This window comes from Halodurantibacterium flavum (assembly GCF_042681825.1).
Lineage (GTDB): Bacteria > Pseudomonadota > Alphaproteobacteria > Rhodobacterales > Rhodobacteraceae > Halodurantibacterium > Halodurantibacterium flavum.
This window is the reverse complement of record NZ_JBHUGH010000003.1, coordinates 168,349-186,588: the sequence shown is the minus strand read 5'-3', so window position 1 is coordinate 186,588 and position 18,240 is coordinate 168,349. Positions and strand designations below refer to the sequence as shown.

At 68.9% G+C, this 18,240-nt stretch carries 17 protein-coding genes; 7 read left to right on the top strand and 10 right to left on the bottom strand.

Translation table 11 applies throughout. From position 1 onward, the window contains the following. Positions 1-7: 7 nt before the first annotated feature. Together ACFSGJ_RS04660 and ACFSGJ_RS04655 are read left to right on the top strand one after the other, a co-directional pair. Entirely contained in the window at positions 8-1,060 is a 1,053-nt protein-coding gene (locus tag ACFSGJ_RS04660; protein WP_390259832.1) for an NAD(P)/FAD-dependent oxidoreductase, read from the top strand. A gap of 69 nt (positions 1,061-1,129) precedes the next feature. Then, positions 1,130-2,788, top strand: coding sequence for a thiamine pyrophosphate-binding protein (locus ACFSGJ_RS04655; RefSeq protein WP_390259831.1), 1,659 nt, complete (start codon positions 1,130-1,132; stop codon positions 2,786-2,788). Between the two features lie 51 nt (positions 2,789-2,839). On the opposite strand, the gene ACFSGJ_RS04650 is transcribed toward ACFSGJ_RS04655, so the two are convergent. Further along, on the bottom strand, positions 2,840-3,292 hold the full coding sequence (locus ACFSGJ_RS04650) for a GNAT family N-acetyltransferase (RefSeq protein ID WP_390259830.1): 453 nt from the start codon (positions 3,290-3,292) through the stop codon (positions 2,840-2,842). Between the two features lie 335 nt (positions 3,293-3,627). Between ACFSGJ_RS04650 and ACFSGJ_RS04645 the strand changes: the two genes are divergently transcribed. Further along, on the top strand, positions 3,628-7,083 hold the full coding sequence (locus ACFSGJ_RS04645; RefSeq protein ID WP_390259829.1) for a chromosome segregation SMC family protein: 3,456 nt from the start codon (positions 3,628-3,630) through the stop codon (positions 7,081-7,083). On the opposite strand, the gene cbiB is transcribed toward ACFSGJ_RS04645, so the two are convergent. Genes cbiB through ACFSGJ_RS04630 form a run of 3 tightly spaced genes read right to left on the bottom strand, consistent with a single transcriptional unit; the run spans position 7,080 to position 9,946 of the window. Beyond that, positions 7,080-7,988 carry an adenosylcobinamide-phosphate synthase CbiB gene (cbiB, locus tag ACFSGJ_RS04640; protein ID WP_390259828.1) on the bottom strand — a complete coding sequence of 303 codons (909 nt, stop codon included), beginning with the start codon at positions 7,986-7,988 and terminating at the stop codon, positions 7,080-7,082. The genes ACFSGJ_RS04645 and cbiB overlap by 4 nt on opposite strands. After that, positions 7,985-8,920, bottom strand: a complete 936-nt coding sequence (locus tag ACFSGJ_RS04635; protein WP_390259827.1) for a threonine-phosphate decarboxylase — start codon at positions 8,918-8,920, stop codon at positions 7,985-7,987. The genes cbiB and ACFSGJ_RS04635 overlap by 4 nt, the downstream gene beginning before the upstream one ends. 51 nt (positions 8,921-8,971) lie before the next feature. Further along, positions 8,972-9,946: a glutathione S-transferase family protein gene (locus tag ACFSGJ_RS04630; RefSeq protein WP_390259826.1), complete on the bottom strand. Its 975-nt coding sequence runs from the start codon at positions 9,944-9,946 to the stop codon at positions 8,972-8,974. A 211-nt stretch (positions 9,947-10,157) separates the two neighbouring features. Here ACFSGJ_RS04630 and ACFSGJ_RS04625 point away from each other — a divergent pair, with 211 nt between their 5' ends. Further along, positions 10,158-10,508, top strand: a complete 351-nt coding sequence (locus ACFSGJ_RS04625) for a hypothetical protein (protein ID WP_390259825.1) — start codon at positions 10,158-10,160, stop codon at positions 10,506-10,508. A gap of 307 nt (positions 10,509-10,815) precedes the next feature. Here the strand turns inward: ACFSGJ_RS04625 and ACFSGJ_RS04620 are convergent, their stop codons facing one another. The 3 genes from ACFSGJ_RS04620 to ACFSGJ_RS04610 form a co-directional block, all read right to left on the bottom strand. Then, positions 10,816-12,120 carry an NAD(P)/FAD-dependent oxidoreductase gene (locus ACFSGJ_RS04620; RefSeq protein ID WP_390259824.1) on the bottom strand — a complete coding sequence of 435 codons (1,305 nt, stop codon included), beginning with the start codon at positions 12,118-12,120 and terminating at the stop codon, positions 10,816-10,818. A gap of 98 nt (positions 12,121-12,218) precedes the next feature. After that, a complete protein-coding gene (locus tag ACFSGJ_RS04615; protein WP_390259823.1) occupies positions 12,219-12,935 on the bottom strand; it encodes a 3-keto-5-aminohexanoate cleavage protein in 717 nt (238 codons plus the stop codon). A gap of 22 nt (positions 12,936-12,957) precedes the next feature. After that, positions 12,958-14,130, bottom strand: a complete 1,173-nt coding sequence (locus ACFSGJ_RS04610; RefSeq protein ID WP_390259822.1) for a MalY/PatB family protein — start codon at positions 14,128-14,130, stop codon at positions 12,958-12,960. Between the two features lie 94 nt (positions 14,131-14,224). Here ACFSGJ_RS04610 and def (ACFSGJ_RS04605) point away from each other — a divergent pair, with 94 nt between their 5' ends. From def (ACFSGJ_RS04605) to fmt, 3 genes are read left to right on the top strand one after another with little or no spacing between them, the layout of a single operon-like run. Continuing rightward, the gene (gene def / locus ACFSGJ_RS04605; protein WP_390259821.1) at positions 14,225-14,746 is read left to right on the top strand and encodes a peptide deformylase; all 522 of its coding nucleotides are present in this window, start codon (positions 14,225-14,227) and stop codon (positions 14,744-14,746) included. Then, positions 14,743-15,246: a peptide deformylase gene (def, locus tag ACFSGJ_RS04600; RefSeq protein ID WP_390259820.1), complete on the top strand. Its 504-nt coding sequence runs from the start codon at positions 14,743-14,745 to the stop codon at positions 15,244-15,246. Before def (ACFSGJ_RS04605) ends, def (ACFSGJ_RS04600) begins: the two co-directional genes overlap by 4 nt. Further along, positions 15,243-16,157 carry a methionyl-tRNA formyltransferase gene (gene fmt / locus ACFSGJ_RS04595; protein WP_390259819.1) on the top strand — a complete coding sequence of 305 codons (915 nt, stop codon included), beginning with the start codon at positions 15,243-15,245 and terminating at the stop codon, positions 16,155-16,157. Before def (ACFSGJ_RS04600) ends, fmt begins: the two co-directional genes overlap by 4 nt. Here the strand turns inward: fmt and ACFSGJ_RS04590 are convergent. From ACFSGJ_RS04590 to ispH, 3 genes are read right to left on the bottom strand one after another with little or no spacing between them, the layout of a single operon-like run. Next, positions 16,154-16,777: a trimeric intracellular cation channel family protein gene (locus ACFSGJ_RS04590; protein WP_390259818.1), complete on the bottom strand. Its 624-nt coding sequence runs from the start codon at positions 16,775-16,777 to the stop codon at positions 16,154-16,156. The genes fmt and ACFSGJ_RS04590 overlap by 4 nt on opposite strands. Continuing rightward, positions 16,774-17,238: a ribonuclease HI gene (gene rnhA / locus ACFSGJ_RS04585; protein ID WP_390259817.1), complete on the bottom strand. Its 465-nt coding sequence runs from the start codon at positions 17,236-17,238 to the stop codon at positions 16,774-16,776. Before rnhA ends, ACFSGJ_RS04590 begins: the two co-directional genes overlap by 4 nt. Continuing rightward, positions 17,235-18,185, bottom strand: coding sequence for a 4-hydroxy-3-methylbut-2-enyl diphosphate reductase (ispH, locus tag ACFSGJ_RS04580; protein WP_390259816.1), 951 nt, complete (start codon positions 18,183-18,185; stop codon positions 17,235-17,237). The genes rnhA and ispH overlap by 4 nt, the downstream gene beginning before the upstream one ends. Between the last annotated feature and the right edge of the window lie 55 nt (positions 18,186-18,240).

The window sequence follows — 18,240 nt, the reverse complement described above, 5'->3', positions numbered from 1 at the left end:
GCGGGCAATGGCAATGGGCGATCTGGCGGTCGATGTAACAGTCGTGGGGGCGGGGATCTTTGGCCTTTCCATCGCTTGGGAATGTCTGCGCCGCGGCGCGCGGGTCCGGGTGATCGAACGTGACGGGATCGGCGCGGGGTCGAGCGGCGGTCTGGTCGGTGCCCTTGCACCGCATGTGCCCGAGAACTGGAACGGCAAAAAGGCATTCCAGCTGCAAAGCCTGCTGATGGCCCCTGATTTCTGGCACGGTGTGGCCGGTGCGGGCGGGCAGGACCCGGGTTACGCGCGGCTGGGGCGGCTGCAACCGCTTGCCGATGACCGCGCCGTCGCAATGGCAGAGGCCCGTGCCGCCGAGGCGCAGGTGCTCTGGCAGGGCGCCGCGATGTGGGAGGTCGTGACAGACCCGGGCCCATGGCGGCTGCCAAGCCCGACGGGGCGTTTCATCCGCGACACGCTCAGCGCGCGGTTGCATCCCCGGCAGGCGGTGCAGGCGCTTGCCGCGGCGATCCGCGCGCGGGGCGGAGAGATCGTCACGGGAAACGGTCATGGGACTGCCGGCCCGACAGTCTGGGCCACCGGCGCGACGGGGCTTGCCGATCTTTCGGCGGCGCTGGGGCGGGCGGTCGGCACCGGCGTCAAGGGGCAGGCGGCTAGCCTTGCCCATGACGCGCGCGACCTGCCGCAGCTTTTCGTCGATGGCCTGCATGTGGTGCCCCATGGCGACGGCACGGTGGCCATCGGTTCGACCAGCGAGCGGAGCTTTGACGCGCCCACCGGCACCGATGCGCAACTGGAGGCATTGATCGAGCGCGCGCGGCGTCTTGTCCCCGCGCTGGCGGAAGCGCCGGTGATCGAACGCTGGGCCGGTATCCGTCCCCGCGCGCGCAGCCGGGCGCCGATGCTCGGGCCATGGCCGGGGCGGCCCGGCCACTTCATTGCGAACGGCGGTTTCAAGATCGGGTTCGGCATGGCACCGATGGTCGCCGCCGTCATGGTCGACCTGCTGCTTGAGGGGCGCGATCAGATCCCGCCGGATTTCCGGGTCGGGGCAAGCCTCTGACCCCCTTCTGACCCTTGCCCAACCCGATCCACCGGGGCAAGGTGGCCCGCAAAACGAAAGGCAGATCCCATGCGGCATGGCGGCAAGATTTTGGTGGACCAACTGGCAATCCAGGGGGTGCGGCGGGTGTTTTCGGTCCCCGGCGAAAGCTTCCTTGCCGCGCTTGACGGCCTGCATGACAGCGGGATCGAGAACATCGTCTGCCGCCACGAAGGCGGCGCCGCGATGATGGCCGAGGCCCATGGCAAGCTGACGGGGCAGCCCGGCATCCTCTTCGTCACGCGCGGGCCGGGGGCGAGCAATGCCGCCTCGGGCATCCATGTGGCGCGGCAGGACTCCACCCCGATGATCGTGTTCGTCGGCCAGATCGCCCGCGATCACCGCGACCGCGAGGCCTTTCAGGAGGTCGATTACCGCGCCGTCTTTGGCACATTCGCGAAATGGGCGACCGAGGTTGATCAGACCGAGCGTCTGCCCGAATATATCAGCCGTGCGTTCCATGTGGCGACCTCGGGGCGGCCGGGGCCCGTGGTGCTCGCCCTGCCCGAGGATATGCTGAGCGCGCTCTCCGACGCGCCCGACATCCCCGCCCGCGCAGCCCGTCCGCCTGCCGTCTGCGAGGGCCAGATCGACGCCCTGCTGGACCGCCTGTCGCAGGCAGAGCGCCCGTTGGTGATCGCGGGCGGGTCGGTCTGGTCTGCCGGGGCCGCAGAGGATCTGGCCGCGTTCGCGCGCGCCTTCGACCTGCCGGTCGCCGTCAGCTTCCGCCGTCAGGACCGGATGGATAACCGCCATCCGAATTATGTGGGCGACCTGAGCGTGGGCATGAACCCGCGCCTTGCCACGCGCCTCAAGGATGCGGATTGCCTCCTGATCCTCGGGTCGCGCTTCGGCGATATCGCGACCGACGGCTATACGCTGGTGAACCCTGCCGCGCCGGGCAAGACGATCCTGCACGTTCATTCCGACGCCGACGAACTGGGCCGCGTCTGGCGCCCCGATGTGGCGGTCGCCGCCCCCGCGCCCGAGGTGATCGCCCATCTCGCCCGGCGCACCGGCCCGGCAAACCCCGCCTGGACCCGATGGACCCGCGCCGCGCGCGCGGACTATGAGGCCTGGACGAAACCCGTCCCCACCCCCGGCGCCGTCCAGCTGGAAGAGGTCATGCGCTGGCTGAGCGAGACGCTGCCCGAAGATGCGATCGTCACCAACGGCGCGGGCAACTATGCCGCCTTCCTGCACCGTTACTATCGCGCGCGGGCCTTTCCGGCACAGCTGGCCCCCACCAGCGGCAGCATGGGCTACGGATTTCCGGCGGCGGTGGCGGCCAAGCTTGAACATCCCTCCCGCACCGTTGTCTGCATGGCGGGCGATGGCTGTTTCCAGATGACATTGAACGAACTATCCACCGCCCGCCAATACGACGCGGCCGTCATCACGATCGTCGCGAATAACGGGCGCTACGGCACGATCCGGATGCATCAGGAACGCCATTACCCGGGGCGCGTCAGCGGCACCGATCTCTTCAACCCCGACTATGCCGCGCTGGCCCGCGCCTATGGCGGTCATGGCGAACTGGTGGAACGGACGGCGGATTTCCCGGCGGCCTTCGCCCGCGCGCAGGCAGCGGACGTGCCGGCGGTGATCGAATTGCGCCTCGACCCCGACATGCTCACCCCCGGCAAAAGCCTCAGCCAGACCCGGGCCGAGGCGATGAAGCACGACTAACCGCGACAGGCCTGTGCCGCGCCCCCGCTCCGGGGCGCGCATCAAACCCCGTCAAAGCCGCTTCTCCATGAAGAGGTTCGAAGGGATATCCGGATAGCCGCCGAACGGCCCGCATTCGCGATAGCCCACGCTGCGGTAAAGCGCACAGGCGGCGCTCAGTGCCGGGCCCGTCTCCAGCCGCAGAACGGGCAGCCCAACCGCCCGCGCGCGTTCCTCCAGCGCCTGCATGAGGGCGCGGGCAACCCCCAGCCCCCGCGCCCGGTCCCGCACGAACAGGCGCTTGATCTCACCGTAATCGCCCATCTCCACCAGCGCGACACAGCCAAGCGCCCCGCCCGCGTCGCTTGCGACAAGAAAGGTCGTGCCCTTGGCCGCAAGTTCCTCCGCGGAAAAGCTGAAGATCTCCTCGGGCGGGAAAACCGTTTCCAGAAACCGCTGGCTTTCCCCGGCCAACGCCCGCCCCTCGGGGCTGAGCGGTGAGGCAACGGCGATGGTGATCTGCATTTCCCGCGGTTCCTCGTGGTGGCGACGGGGCTCTCCCGCCCGTCTTCGGCGCTGGCGCGCCTCATCCCGTTGGGCCGGGCCGCGCGACGCGCGGTCTGCGCGCGCAACCCCGCCTCTTCTGCGCCAGTCCGGCGCCCCCCGCAAGCGATATGCCGCGGCACGGTCGCAATCCGCCACCCTTTCCGCCCTTCTTCTTGGCCAAAAATATCCCGGGGTCCGGGGCAGAGCCCCGGTCCGGCCTCCCCATTCCCCGCCGCCGGTTGACTTTACCCGCCGGTTTCCCAAGGATGCCGGACCGCCCGACCCATGGGCCCTGACTTTCGACGGACCGGACCTTGCGCTTTACCCGCCTGCGGCTGAACGGCTTCAAGAGCTTTGTCGACCCCACGGATCTGGTGATCGCCGAGGGGTTGACCGGCGTTGTCGGCCCGAATGGCTGCGGCAAATCCAACCTGCTCGAGGCGCTGCGCTGGGTGATGGGGGAGAACCGCGCCTCGGCCATGCGCGGCGGCGGGATGGAGGATGTGATCTTTGCAGGGACCAGCAGCCGCCCCGCGCGCAACTTCGCCGAGGTGGCGCTGACCCTGGACAATGCCGAACGCCTCGCGCCCGCCGGGTTCAACGACAGCGACGCGCTGGAAGTGGTCCGCCGGATCACCCGCGATGCCGGCTCGGCCTACAAGGTCAATACCCGCGACGTGCGGGCACGCGATGTGCAGATGCTTTTTGCCGACGCCTCGACGGGCGCCCATTCGCCGGCGCTGGTGCGGCAGGGCCAGATCGTCGAACTGATCAGCGCCAAGCCCAAGGCCCGCCGCCGCATACTGGAAGAGGCCGCGGGCATCTCGGGGCTTTACCAGCGCCGGCATGAGGCGGAACTGCGGCTGAACGCGACCGAGGCGAACCTGGCCCGGGTCGAGGATGTGACCGAGGCGCTGGCCGCGCAATTGCAGACGCTCGCACGGCAGGCCCGGCAGGCGGCGCGCTACCGCGAACTGGGCGAGGCATTGCGGCGGGCCGAGGGGATGCTGCTTTTCCGGCGCTGGCGCGAGGCAGAGGTCGCGCAGGCGCAGGCGGCCGGGGCCGAGGCGGGCTGCCGGCGCGATGCGGCGCTGGCCGAGGCCGCAGCGCGCGACGCGGTTGCCGCCCGGGAAGGGGCCGAGGCGGCACTTCCCCCCCTGCGCGAGGAAGAGACGATCGCGACGGCGGTGCTACAACGGCTGATCGCGGAACGCGACATGCTGCAGGATCAGGAAACCCGCGCCCATGCCGCCATTGACGCGCTGCGCGCACAGGTGACGCAGATCCTCCGCGATACCGAGCGGGAAGCGGGCCTCAACCGCGATGCCGAGGAAACGATCACCCAGCTGGAATGGGAGACCGCGCAGCTTGCGAAGGCCGGAGAGGGCCATGAGGCGAGGCTGGCCGCCAGCGCCGATGCCGCGCGCGAGGCGGCCTCGACCCTCGCCGCGCGCGAAGCCGACCTGAGCGCCGTGACCGAGGATGTGGCGCGTCTTGCCGCCCGTCATCAGTCCGCCCATCGCGCGCTGGCCGAGATCCGCACGACGCTGGAAAAGGCCGAGGGCGAGAGCCTTCGCGCCCGTTCCGCCGAGACGGCGGCGGCGGAGGCGCTCGCCCGGGCCGAGGAAGAGGTCACGGCGGCGGAAGAGGCAGGTGCCACCGCGCTCGACCTGTCGGAGGCCGCCGAGGCCCGCCTTGCCGAAGCCGAAGCGGCCCGCGCCGCCGCCCAGTCCGCCGAAGCCGAGGCGCGCGCCGCCCGCTCTGGCGCCGAGGGCGAGGCGAGCGCGCTTCGCGCCGAATGGGGGGCGCTGTCGCGGCTGGTCACCCGTGACGCGGATGGCGGAACGCAGATCCTCGACCGCCTGCGGGTGGTGCCGGGATATGAACAGGCGCTTGGCGCGGCCCTTGCCGACGATCTGCGGGCGCCCGAGATTTCCGATGCCGGGGCGACCGGCTGGGCCCTGTTGCCGGACTATCCGGCGCCGCAGCCGCTGCCCGCCGGGGCAGAGCCGCTTGCGGCGTGGGTCGAGGCGCCGCCCGTTCTTGCGCGCCGCCTTGCGCAGGTCGGTCTTGTGCCGCCCGACCATGGCGCGGCCCTGCAACCTGATCTGAAGCCGGGGCAACGGCTCGTCTCGGCCGCCGGCGATCTCTGGCGCTGGGACGGCTTTCGGAGCGCCGCGGCCGATGCGCCCTCGGCGGCGGCCCTGCGGTTGCAGCAGCTCAACCGGCTTGCTGCGCTGGAACGCGATCTCGATCAGGCCGAGGGCCGCGCCGATGCCGCGCGCGAGGCGCATGAGGCCGCGCAGGCGCATCTTGCCGGGGCCGTGCGGGCCGATCAGGCCGCGCGGGACGACCGGCGGGCGGCGGATGCCCGCCTGACCGAGGCGAACCGGGCCCTGTCGCGGGCCGAGGCGGACAGGTCCGTCGCAGGTGGCCGGCTGGAGGCCGCGCGGCTGGCCCGTTCGCGCCATGAGGATGAGGCCGGCGAGGCGCGGCTGCGTCTGTCCGAGGCCGCGGCGGCGGTCGAGGATCTGGGGGATCTGGATCAGGCCCGCGCGGGGGTCGAGGATCTGCGCACCGCGGTCGAGGCCGCGCGCATGACGATGATGACCCGCCGCGCGGCCCATGACGAAACGCGCCGCGACGGCGAGGCGCGGGTTCGCCGCGCGCAGGAGGTCGCCAAGGAACTGGCCACCTGGCGCAACCGGCAAGAGACGGCGGCGCGGCGGGGCGCGGATCTGGCGGCGCGGCGCGCGAAGGCCGAAGCCGACCTGACCGAGGCGCAGGAGCGCCCGCTGGAACTCGCCGAGCGGCGGGAAGAACTGGGTGAGGCCGCCCGGGGCGCGGAAATCCGCCGCGATGCAGCCGGCGCGGCCCTTGCCGAGGCCGAGGCGGCATTGCGCGCGGCCCTCGATGCTGAACGCGAGACCGAGCGCCGGGCAGGCGAGACGCGCGAGGCCCGCGCCCGCGCCGAGGCCCGGCTTGAGGCCGCGCGCGAGACGCTGGCACTTGCCGCCGAGCGTATCCGCGAAGAGACCGAGGAGGAACCGGCGGCGCTGCTCGCCCGGCTCGGGCTCGACCCCGATGCGATGCCCCCCGCCGAAGAGATCGAGGCCGAGATCATCCGCCTCCGGCGTAGCCGCGACGGGCTTGGCGCGGTCAACCTGCGCGCCGAAGAGGACGCGCGCGAGGTTCAGGGCGAATACGACACGCTGACGACCGAAAAGGCCGATCTGCAGGAGGCGGTCAAGAAGCTGCGCGCCGGGATCGCCGGGCTGAACCGGGAGGGGCGCGAACGTCTGCTGGCGGCGTTCGAGCAGGTGAACCGCAATTTCGCCATGCTCTTCACCCATCTCTTTGGCGGGGGCGAGGCACGGCTGGTTCTGGTCGAATCCGAGGACCCGCTGGATGCCGGGCTCGAGATCATGTGTCAGCCTCCGGGCAAGAAACTTGCCACGCTGTCGCTGTTGTCGGGCGGGGAACAGACGCTGACTGCGATGGCGCTGATCTTTGCGGTATTCCTTGCCAACCCGGCCCCGATCTGCGTGCTGGATGAGGTGGACGCCCCGCTGGACGACGCGAATGTGACCCGGTTCTGCGACCTCCTGGACGAGATGACGCGGCGCACCGACACGCGGTTCCTGATCATCACCCACCATGCCGTGACCATGGCGCGCATGGACCGGCTGTTCGGCGTCACCATGGTGGAACAGGGCGTCAGCCAGCTTGTCAGCGTCGACCTGAAAAAGGCCGAGGCGATGGTCGCCTAGACCAGCGCCAGCACGCCCACAACGCCGAGCGCGACGGCCCATGTCCGCCAGAGCGCATGGCAGGCGGCCTCGACATCCGCAGCATCCAGCGTCCGGCGGCCTTCCGGGTGGACAAAGGGAAAATCCTGCATCCGCCCGTCATAGCTGCGCGGCCCCGCCAGCGCCACGCCCAGAACCGGGGCCATTGCCGCCTCGGGCCAGCCGGCGTTGGGGGACCGGTGCAGCGCCGCGTCGCGCCGGATCAGGGGCCAGATGTCGGCGCGCAGATGCGCCGCCGCGATCAGGATGGCGGTCAGACGCGCGGGCACCCAGTTCAGCAGGTCGTCGAACCGCGCCGCCGCCCAGCCGAAATCCTGATGCCGGGGCGTACGATAGCCGATCATGCTGTCGGCGGTGTTGGTGATCTTGTAAAGGAGCAGCCCCGGCAGCCCGAGGATCAGGAACCAGAAGGCCGGGGCGATCACCCCGTCCGACAGATTTTCTGCCCCGCTCTCGATTGCCGAGCGGGCGACGGCGGTTTCATCCATAGGGGCGGTGTCGCGGCTGACGATCCGGGCCACCATGCGCCGCCCCTCGGGCAGGCCCATGCGCAGACCGGCAGCCACCGCGCGGACATGATCCACAAGGCTGCGCTGCGCCAGAAGGATCGCCGCGATCACGATCTGGAACGGCGCGGGCAGTTGCGACAGCACCCCCCCGAGGAACAGCGCCCCAAGGCCGAGCGCCAGCATCACCGCGATGCCCCTCGCCTTGCGCGCCGCGCCATGGTTGAAGCGGGCATCGCACCAGCCCACGGCGCGCCCCATCAGGACCGCCGGGTGCGGCAGCCGTTGCCAGAGCCAGCGCGGCTCGCCCATTGCCGCGTCCAGCAGCAGCGCAAGAAAGAGCATCGCCGCAAAGCTCATGCCAGCAGCGCCTTTTCCAACCGGTCCCAGCCCGGCCCGTCGGGCAGCCCCAGCCGCAGCCAGGTGCGGCTATAGGGAAAGATGCGGCTCCAGATCCGGTGGCGGGCAAGCCGCGCCTGCCACGCGGCGGCGTCATCGACCGCATAGAGCCGGAAAAGCGTCGTTCCCCCGACAACCGGCGCGCCGATCAGGGCGTCGAGCCGTGCCGCGTCGCGGGCGAGCCGGGCGCGCGTTTCCCTGGCCCAGCCCTCATCCGTCAGCGCCGCCGCGCCGATGGCCAGCGCGGGTCCTGAAACCGGCCAGGGCCCCAGCATCCCGGCCAGCCGCGCAATCAGCGCCGGATCACCGATGGCAAAGCCCAGCCGCAGCCCCGCAAGGCCCCAGAACTTGCCAAAGGACTTGAGCACGATCATCCCCGGCTCGGCCGCCCGCGCAATGGCCGAGGCGTCCGGCATCACGTCGCAAAAGCTTTCGTCCACGATCTGGAGGGGCGCGCGGTGCCGGTCCCAGAGCCGCCCGTCGGGGTTGTTGGGATGCACCACGACCGAGGCGGCGGCGCCGTCCGCCAGCGTCCATCCCTCTGCCGCAAAGGCCGCGGCATGTTCATTGTAGGTGGGTTGCCGGATCGTCACGGCCCCAGGTGGGGCAAGCGACGGTATCCGCGCGATCAGCGCCGAGGCGCCGGGCGCCGCAAGCACGGCCGCGCCTTCGGGCACCGACCAGAAGCGGCGGGCGGCATCCTCGAGCGCCGCCGCGGCGGTGCGGTCGGGCAGGGCGGTCCAGCAGTCGGCCGAAAGCTGCGGGATGGGGTAGGGGCGCGGGTTGATGCCGGTCGAAAGATCCAGCCAGTCCGCCCGCGTGCCGCCATACTGCGCCGCCGCCGCATCGACGCCGCCGCCGTGATCGCGTGTTGTCCCCGTTCTGGCCGTCATGGGCACCTCCGTCAGGGCCCATCAAGCCTATGCCGGCGTCCCGTGCAAGCCTCAGGTGCAGCCGTGGGGGGCGTCAAAGTCCGGATCGGGGTTGATCGGGATGATCCGGTTCGGGTTTATCGTGTCGTGGCTGTAGTGATAGTGGCGAACGATATGCTCGAAGTTCACCGTGCCCGCCACGCCCGGCCATTGATAGAGCTCACGCGTATAGGCCCACAGGTTCGGGTAGTCGATGATCCGGCGCCGGTTGCACTTGAAATGCAGGTGATAGACCGGGTCGAACCGCACGAGCGAGGTAAAGGCGCGCCAGTCGGCCTCGGTCACGCGATCCCCCGCCAGATAGCGGTTCTTCGACAGGTGGTCCTCCATCCAGTCGAGCGTCTCGAAGACGCCGCGCACGGCCTCGTCATAGGGGGCCTGTTCGGTCGCGAACCCAGCCTTGTAGACACCGTTGTTCAGCCCGTCATAGACGCGCGTGTTGATTTCCTCGATCTGGTCGCGCAGGTCCTCGGGCCAGTAGTCGTCGCTGTTGCCGGTGATCCCGTCGAAGGCCCCGTTGAACATGCGGATGATCTCGGAGCTTTCGTTCGAGACGATCGTGTTCCGCGCCTTGTCCCAGAGGACGGGCACCGTCACATGGCCTGAAACATCGGGCTTCGCGCGCGTGTAGAGATCGCGCAGGAAGGGCAGGCCGAACAGATCGTCGCCCGTCGCGCCGGGAAAGTCGGTCGAAAAGGTCCAGCCGTCCTTCAGCATGTCGGGATGGACGGCGGAAACGCCGATGTGATCCTCCAACCCCTTCAGCACGCGGAAGATCAGCGTCCGGTGCGCCCAGGGGCAGGCGTATGAGACATAGAGGTGATAGCGCCCGCTTTCGGCGGCAAAGCCGCCCTCGCCCGAGGGACCGGCGCTGCCGTCCGCCGTGATCCAGTTGCGGAACCCCGAGGTCGAGCGGACGAATTTGCCGCCCGTGCGTTTGGTGTCATACCAGTCGGCGTTCCAGACGCCGTCGATCAGCTGGCCCATACCATATCTCCTTTGCGTTTGGGGACAAGGTGGGCCGCCGGGCGCGAAAGGCCAACCCCCGGCCCCGCGCAGGGCCCGCGCGGCGCTGCACAGACCGGCGCGGGAACCACGGCGGGCAATGGGCGTTCCAAACCTGTTCGGGTTAACTTGATTTTCATGACCGAAAGCGCATCCTGAGTGTAAGGAATCGGATTTCGGGTCGGGGGCCATCATGCTGGAATATCTGCCGCAGGATCTGCGAGAGGCCATCGCAGCCGCCCATCGCCGTGAACAGCGGCGCAAGGGGCGTCTGTGTGTGCATGTGAACGGCGCGGTCTATCCGATCCTGCGCTGGTGGGAAGACGGCTTTGCGCTGGATGGCCGGCTGGCCCCGCAGCTTCGCGGGCATGTGGATGTCTATGACGGGCCGCGTCATATCTGTCGCGGCCTGATCGTCGCATCGCTGGATGACGGCGAAGAGGTCGTCTGCGAATTCAAGCGCAACACGATGGTCGGCACGACCCCGCCGCTCGATTTCATCCGGGAGGGGGAGGCGCCCGCGGGGTTCATCCCCCGGTTCTGACCCCGGTTCCGACTCCGGTTCCGGCGGGCCACGCGGGTGCGGTCAGACGCATCCGGCCGTGTCGGCGCGGCCATGGAGTTGCGAGCGTTTCTGAAGATGCGACTTGCCTAGCCGCAGCTAGGGTGCAACCTGGCATCGGGCCTCGCAGGCAAGCCTGTCGGTGCGGACGGGGCTTACTGTGCGGCGGGGCCTTGGGCGCAGTCGGTTCGGGCGCAGTCAGTTTGGGCACTGTCGGATTGCGTCGGTGCCAGCCCATCCCACCTGTCATCGGAAAGGTGTGTTCGACCTCCTGCAGCCGGGGTGCCCCCTACCTCTGCGCCCGGGCCAGCGCGATGCGATCCTGCAGGCGATAGGCCTGGATCAGGGGCGGCATGAACCACGGCTTGCCGGCGTAAAGCGGAACGAAGGGCGGCGGGCGCATGTCAAAGGCCGACCGCGCCGCGTCATCCCCCAAAAGCTTGAGCGCCGCGCGGTTCCCGATCCATGGCGCCCAGACCACGCCCGACCCGCAGAACCCGGTCGCATAGGTCAGGCCCTTGTGCTCGAATATCCGGGGGATCATGTCCTGGTGCATCGCGACATTCCCGAACCAGCTATGGCTGAGCGTCACGCCCTCCAGTTCCGGAAAAAGTTCGATCAGGCCCTGCCGCAGCATGATCGTGGGATGCGCCGAGTCGCCGGATTGCGTCGCGTCCCGCCCCCCGAGCAGGATGGAACGGCCGTCGGGCGAGGGGCGGTAGTAATAACCGAGCACCTTGCCCTCGCCCACCATCATGCGCCGGGGCATCAGGCGGTCCATCACCTCGGGCGTCAGCGGCTCGGTCGCGATCATGCGGCTGCGCACCGGCACAAGGCGCCGCCGCAGATAGGGCGCCGCGCCGTCCGTATATCCGTTGGTGCAGACCAGAACCTGCCGGGCCGCGAGCTCGCCCCCGGATGTGACGACGCGGAACCGCCCCTTGTCGCCCTCGATCCCGGTCACGGCGATGCCGGAATGGACCGACGCGCCGGCCGCAAGCGTGATCCGCAGGATTTCGGCGTGAAATTTCGCAGGATGCAGCCCGCCGATATCCATCCGGACCGAGCCGCCCCGGTAATAGTCGGTGCCCACATAGCGGCGCTGTTCCGCATGGGGCACGGCAAAGGACTCGATCCCCAGCTTGCGATGCAGGTTCTCGGCGCTGCGGGCGGCAGCCTCATATTCCCGGGCGCCGATCACGCCATAGAACCGGCCCGTCTGCTGGAAATCGCAGTCCAGCCCCTCGGCCCGGATCATGTCCCGGAGGAATTCGCGCGCGGTCTTGCCCTCGGCCTCGATGGCCAGCGCGCGTTCCTCGCCATAACGGCGGCGAAGCTGGTCAAAGCCCAGCCGGATATTTCCGCTGGTGATGCCGCCATTGCGGGACGATGCGCCCTCGCCCGGGTTCATCCGGTCAAGGACCGTGACCGCCCGCCCCGCCCGTGCCAGCGTCAGGGCGGCCGAGAGACCCGCATAGCCCGCCCCGACGATGACGACATCCGCCGATTTCGGCAGGGCCCGTTCAGGCAGCGGGCGGGGCGGCGCGTCTTCCCACCAATAGGGGGTGTTCCGGGCGGCGGCGGGCGTGGTCATCGGCTTTTCCAGGCTGGTTCTTGACGCAGCCTTCGGTGTGCCCCGGGTCGTGCGCGGCGTCAACGGTGCCGTATCAGACACCACCCATCCGCCCGGGGTTACGCCCCGCGAAAGATCGCGACCGCATCCGCCACAAGTTCGGCCGTGTCCCGCGCAATCTGCCCCGACGGACGATGAAGCCCATCTTCCAGCCCCACCCGCGTGGACCAGCGCCGGGCCTTCGCCTGTCGGACGAAATGCCAGACCGTTGCATCAAACCCGTGCAGCAGGACAGGGCGGCGAATGCCTGCATCCTCAAGCACGGCGGCGATGCCACTGGCCTCCTGATCGGCGCGGGTAATGTCCTGTTCCTCAATCTCGATCAGGATGCGCAGGACCCGGTCGCGTTCGGGCAAGGCGGCAAGACGGTGCGCATCGGCCACGGTGGCAAGCCCCGCCTCGACGCCGACCCCGATCTGCTGCAAGAGGGCGATGATCGCGGGTGCATCGGGTTCGGAGAGGTTGACCGATGCGTAATCCGGCAGAACCCGCCAGTTCCGGATCGCGGCGCGGGTCCGGGTCTCATCCGCCTCGATCCAGGCCCCGGTCGAGACGCCGGTCAGCGTACCGGGGCAGGCCGCGCGGATCGCCGTCATCACCTCATCCACATGCGCCAGGCTTTCCCGCCCCTCGGGGTTGCGGGCGTGGATGTGCAGCTCTGCCGCGCCGGTGTCGATGGCAGCAACGCTTGCCGCCACCATTGCCGCCGTGGTCAGGGGCAGGGCGGGATGATACCCGGCCGGGCGTGCGCCGTTGATGCAGGCCTGAACGATCATGGGCGACTTTCCCCCCCGTAGGCTATTGCAGGTCGCGAAAAGCCGCCTGCAGTCGTTCGACCGCCTCGACCACCCGTGCGCGGGGTGTGGCGAAGTTGAACCGCAGGAACCGTTCTCCGCCGCTGCCGAAGGTCTTGCCGTGATTGGCGGCGATCCGCGCCTCGGTCTGGACGCGGTGCAGGACTTCGGCCTCATCCATGCCGGTGCCCGAAAAATCCACCCAACTGAGATAGGTCGCCTCCAGCGGCATGGCCTGCACACCGGGGATCGCGTTCAGCCCGTCCTCCAGTATCCTCCGGTTTCGGTCCAGATAGGGCATCAGCGCATCGACCCAGGCCGCACCCTCGGGCGAATAGGCGGCGGTCGCCATGAAGATACCGAAGCTGTTGGGCGATATCCCCAGCGCCATGATCTTTTTCCCGATGCGGGCCCGCAGATCGGGGTCGGGGACGATCAGGTTGCCGGTATGGCTGCCCGCGATGTTGAAGGTCTTGGTCGTCGCGGTCATCATCACCAGCCGGTCCGCGATGTCCGGTGCGGCAAGGGTCATAGGGTGGTGGCGCTGGCCGGGAAAGACCAGATCGTGGTGGATCTCGTCCGAGATTAGGATCAGGTCATGCCGCTTTGCGAAATCGGCCAGCGTGCGCAGTTCGTCCTGCGTCCAGACGCGCCCGCCCGGGTTATGGGGCGAGCAGAGGATCACCATCCTTTCGCGCCCGGTCATCTGCGCATCATAGGCAGCGAAATCCATCTCATACCGGCCGTCGCGCAGCACGAGGGGGCATTCCACCACCTCGCGGTCCGCGGCGCGGATGACCCGGGCAAAGGCATGATAGACCGGCGTGAAAAGCACGACGCCATCGCCGGGCGCGGTGAAGGTCTCGACACAGACCGAGGTGCCGTGGACCAGCCCGTGGGTCGTGAAGATCCAGTCGGGTTCGACCCGCCAGCCGTGGCGCGTCTCCATCCACCAGGCGATGGCGGCGTTGTAGTCGCGCGGATCGCCGAAATAGCCGTAGATGCCATGATCTGTCATCGACCGGAGCGTTTCGGTCACGCAGGCCGGCGGGCGAAAGTCCATATCCGCGACCCACATCGGAATGCCGTCGGCGGCGCTGACGCCATAGGCGGCCTCCATCCCGTCCCACTTGGCCGAATGCGTGCCGCGCCGCTCGATGATCTCGTCGAAATTCATGCTGTCCCTCGTCTGTTTGGGCGCAGTCTGGCGCGGCGGGCGGGGAATGTCACCCGCTCTTGCAACGAGGGCGTCGGCACCGTAAATCCGGGGCATGACGTTGCGCTCGATCCTGATCCATCCCGACCCGCGCCTGAAAAAGGTCTGCGCCCCCGTGCCCGAAATCACGGATGAGGTGCGCGCCCTTGCCGCCGACATGCTGGAAACGATGTACGAGGCGCCGGGGGTGGGCCTTGCCGCGCCGCAGATCGGCGTGATGAGCCGCATCATCGTCATGGATTGCGTCAAGGACCCCGAGGCCCCGCCGCGCCCCATGGTCCTGGTGAACCCCGAGATCATCTGGACCTCCGAGGCGACGAACATCCATGAGGAAGGCTGCCTCTCGATCCCGGACCAGTTCGCCGAGGTGGAACGCCCCGCCGAGGTGCGCGTCCGCTGGACGGGCCTTGACGGAAGCACGCAGGAAGAGACGTTTGACGGGCTCTGGGCGACCTGCGTCCAGCATGAGATCGACCACCTGAACGGCAAGCTCTTCATCGACTACCTCAAGCCGCTGAAACGGCAGATGATCACCCGGCGCATGGAAAAGCTCAAACGGGAACGGGCGCGGGCGTGACGGTTCGTCCGTTCGTTCCGTGGCCTGACCGGCGGCTGATGACGGTGGCCGAGCCGGTAGCCGGGGTGACGGACGACATCCGCAGGGTCTGGGCCGATATGGTCGAGACGATGGACGCGATGCCGGGCTATGGCCTTGCGGGGCCGCAGATCGGCGTGATGCAGCGGCTGGCGGTTGTGGACTGTTCCGATACGCGGGGGCAGGCGGTGCTTCTGGCCAATCCCGAGGTGCTCCATTCCTCGGTCCAGTTCCGCGAGCATGAGGAGGCAAGCCCGAACCTGCCCGGCGTTTCCGCCGTCATCTCTCGTCCCCGGGCCGTGACGGTCCGGTTCCTCAACGCCAAAGGAGAGGTGGAGGAACGCGATTTCGTCGGGCTTTGGGCGACATCGGTGCAGCACCAGATCGACCATCTGAACGGGCGGATGTATTTCGACCATCTGAAGTCATTGAGGCGCCGGATGCTGATTGCCCGCGCCGAAAAGATGCGGAGGCGGGGATGAAGGTTGTCTTCATGGGAACGCCCGATTTCTCGGTCCCGGTGCTTGAGGCGTTGCATGACGCGCATGAAATCGTTGCGGTCTATTGCCAGCCCCCCCGTCCCGCCGGCCGGGGCAAAAAGGACCGGCCGACACCCGTTCATGCGCGGGCCGAGGCGCTGGGGCTGACCGTCCGTCATCCGGTCAGCCTGCGCGGGGCGGCCGAACAGGCGGATTTCGCGGCACTGGGTGCGGATGTCGCGGTGGTGGTGGCCTATGGGCTGATCCTGCCGCAGGCGGTCCTGGATGCGCCGCGCCTGGGCTGTCTGAACATCCACGCGTCGCTTTTGCCACGCTGGCGCGGCGCGGCCCCCATCCATCGCGCGATCCTGGCGGGCGATGCGGAAACCGGTATCTGCATCATGCAGATGGAGGCAGGGCTAGATACCGGGCCGGTCCTGTTGCGCAAGGCGACGGCAATCGGCACACAGGAAACGACCGGAATGCTGCATGACCGGCTGAGCGAGATCGGCGCGGGGCTGATCCTTGAGGCATTGGAGCGCCTGCCGGCGCTTCGGCCCGTGCCGCAGCCCGAGGCGGGCGTGACATATGCCGCCAAGATCGACAAGGCCGAGGCGCGGATCGACTGGACCCGCGCGGCAGTCGAGGTCGATCGCCAGATCCGGGGCCTTTCGCCCTCCCCGGGGGCGTGGTGCGTGGCGGTGGGGGAAAGGCTGAAACTGTTGCAGAGCAGCGTCTCGGATGGGCGCGGCGCCCCGGGCGAGGTTCTGGAGGGCAGCGGCCTGACGATCGCCTGCGGCGCCGGGACCGGCGCCGTCACCATCACGCAGGCGCAGCGCGAGGGCAAGCGCCCGATGCCGGTCGAGGAATTGCGGCGGGGTCTGCCCCTGCCGCCGGGAACGCGGCTGGCCTAGACCCGGGGCGGGCGCGCCCGGTAGACCGGCAACCGCCAACCCAGCGCAAGGCTGCCCGCCCTGAGCGCCAGCGTGACCAGCGCGCAGGCCCAGAGGGCGAGGCGCGGCTCGCCCGTGATCCGGATCAGCAGGACCGCCGCCGCAGCCCCGGCAAAGGCGCAGGTCACGTAAAGCTCTCCCTGCTTGAGGACCAGCGGAACCTCGTTGCAGACCACGTCCCGCATGAGGCCGCCAAGGCACCCCGTCACGACGCCCATGATCAGGATGATCGCCCAGGGCTGCCCCATCCCCATCGCGACGCCCACACCGGCCGGCACTGCGACCGCAAGCGCGCAGGCATCGAGCCAGAGCAGCGCCCGATAGCGGCTTTCGAGCAGGTGCGCGGTGAAGAAGACAAAGATCGCAGCGGCCGAGGCGAGGCCGATGAAGGTCGGCTCGGCGATCCAGAACACCGTGTCGCGGTTCAGGATCACGTCGCGCACCGTGCCGCCGCCGACGGCGGTCAGGCAGGCGATGAAGATGAAGCCCACGATATCCAGCTGCGCACGGCTCGCGACCAGCGCCCCGGTCAGCGCAAAGACCAGAACCGCCGCGTGATCCAGAAATCCGACCAGCGTCATGGGACGGACAGGGGCTTGAACGGGGCCATTCCTGCGCGGGCCAGGGCATCGGCACGCTCATTCTCGGCGTGGCCGGCATGGCCCTTGATCCATTCCCAGCGCACCTGATGGCGTTCCCGCGCACTGTCGAGCCTGCGCCACAGGTCGTCGTTCTTGACCGGCTTGTTGGTCGAGGTCTTCCAGCCCTTGCGCTTCCAGCCCGGCAGCCATTCGGTGATGCCGTTCTTCACATAGGCGCTGTCGGTCACGACCGTGATTTCGGACGCGCGGCTGAGGCATTCGAGCGCCATAATGGCCGCCATCAGTTCCATCCGGTTGTTGGTCGTCAGCGCCTCGCCGCCGCTCAGTTCCCGTTCCTTCAGGACCGTATCGCCATCGCGCGCGATCAGCAGCGCGCCCCAGCCGCCCGGACCCGGATTGCCGGAACAGGCGCCGTCGGTATAGGCGTAAAGGCGGGTCATGCCGGTTCGCGCAAGACGCGCGGCACCTTGAATTCCACCCGTTCCACAGCCGTTTCCACCTGTTCCCTGGTCACGTCATACCGCGCCTCAAAGGCGGCGATGACCTCGTTCACCAGCACCTCGGGCGCGCTGGCGCCGGCGGTGATGCCGATGGCGCGCACGCCCTCCAGCGCGCGCCAGTCGATATCGGTCGCGCGCTGCACAAGCTGGGCATAGGCGCAGCCGGCGGCGCGCCCCACCTCGACCAGCCGGCGGGAATTCGATGAATTCGGCGCGCCGATCACCAGAAGCGCGTCGATCAGCGGCGCGATCGCCTTGACCGAGGCCTGCCGGTTGGTGGTCGCGTAACAGATATCCTCTTTGTGCGGGCCGACGATCGCCGGAAACCGCGCCTGCAGCGCCGCAACGATTTCGGCCGTATCGTCGACCGAGAGCGTCGTCTGGGTGATGAAGGCAAGGCGCGACGGGTCGCGTACCGCGATCCGCGCGACATCGTCCACAGTCTCGACCAGGATCACCTCGCCGGGGGGAAGCTGGCCCATGGTGCCTAGCGTTTCCGGGTGGCCCGCATGCCCGATCATCACCATCTGAAGGCCGGCCTCATGGTGACGCTCGGCCTCCACATGAACCTTGCTCACCAGGGGGCAGGTGGCATCCACATAGACCATCTTCCGCGCCTCGGCCGCCGCCGGCACGGATTTCGGCACCCCATGGGCGGAAAAGACGACCGGGCGGTCGGCCGGGCATTCGTCCAGTTCCTCGACAAAGATCGCGCCCTTGGCCCGCAGCCCGTCCACGACGTATTTGTTGTGCACGATCTCGTGCCGGACATAGACGGGCGCGCCCCATTTCTCGATCGCCATCTCGACGATCTTGATCGCGCGGTCCACCCCCGCGCAGAATCCGCGCGGGGCCGCCAGGTAAAGCGTCAGGCCGGGTTTGGTCATGGTCGCGCTGCCTCTTTGCCGTCGGGATGCGGTTCCAGAGGTAAGGCCATTGCGA

Coding starts and splice junctions, on each gene's coding strand:
- ACFSGJ_RS04660 (WP_390259832.1), top strand. CDS start 8: ATGGCAATGGGCGATCTGGCGGTCGATGTAACAGTCGTGGGGGCGGGG.
- ACFSGJ_RS04655 (WP_390259831.1), top strand. CDS start 1,130: ATGCGGCATGGCGGCAAGATTTTGGTGGACCAACTGGCAATCCAGGGG.
- ACFSGJ_RS04650 (WP_390259830.1), bottom strand. CDS start 3,292: ATGCAGATCACCATCGCCGTTGCCTCACCGCTCAGCCCCGAGGGGCGG.
- cbiB (WP_390259828.1), bottom strand. CDS start 7,988: ATGAGCTTTGCGGCGATGCTCTTTCTTGCGCTGCTGCTGGACGCGGCA.
- ACFSGJ_RS04635 (WP_390259827.1), bottom strand. CDS start 8,920: ATGACGGCCAGAACGGGGACAACACGCGATCACGGCGGCGGCGTCGAT.
- ACFSGJ_RS04630 (WP_390259826.1), bottom strand. CDS start 9,946: ATGGGCCAGCTGATCGACGGCGTCTGGAACGCCGACTGGTATGACACC.
- ACFSGJ_RS04625 (WP_390259825.1), top strand. CDS start 10,158: ATGCTGGAATATCTGCCGCAGGATCTGCGAGAGGCCATCGCAGCCGCC.
- ACFSGJ_RS04620 (WP_390259824.1), bottom strand. CDS start 12,120: ATGACCACGCCCGCCGCCGCCCGGAACACCCCCTATTGGTGGGAAGAC.
- ACFSGJ_RS04615 (WP_390259823.1), bottom strand. CDS start 12,935: ATGATCGTTCAGGCCTGCATCAACGGCGCACGCCCGGCCGGGTATCAT.
- ACFSGJ_RS04610 (WP_390259822.1), bottom strand. CDS start 14,130: ATGAATTTCGACGAGATCATCGAGCGGCGCGGCACGCATTCGGCCAAG.
- def (WP_390259821.1), top strand. CDS start 14,225: ATGACGTTGCGCTCGATCCTGATCCATCCCGACCCGCGCCTGAAAAAG.
- fmt (WP_390259819.1), top strand. CDS start 15,243: ATGAAGGTTGTCTTCATGGGAACGCCCGATTTCTCGGTCCCGGTGCTT.
- ACFSGJ_RS04590 (WP_390259818.1), bottom strand. CDS start 16,777: ATGACGCTGGTCGGATTTCTGGATCACGCGGCGGTTCTGGTCTTTGCG.
- rnhA (WP_390259817.1), bottom strand. CDS start 17,238: ATGACCCGCCTTTACGCCTATACCGACGGCGCCTGTTCCGGCAATCCG.
- ispH (WP_390259816.1), bottom strand. CDS start 18,185: ATGACCAAACCCGGCCTGACGCTTTACCTGGCGGCCCCGCGCGGATTC.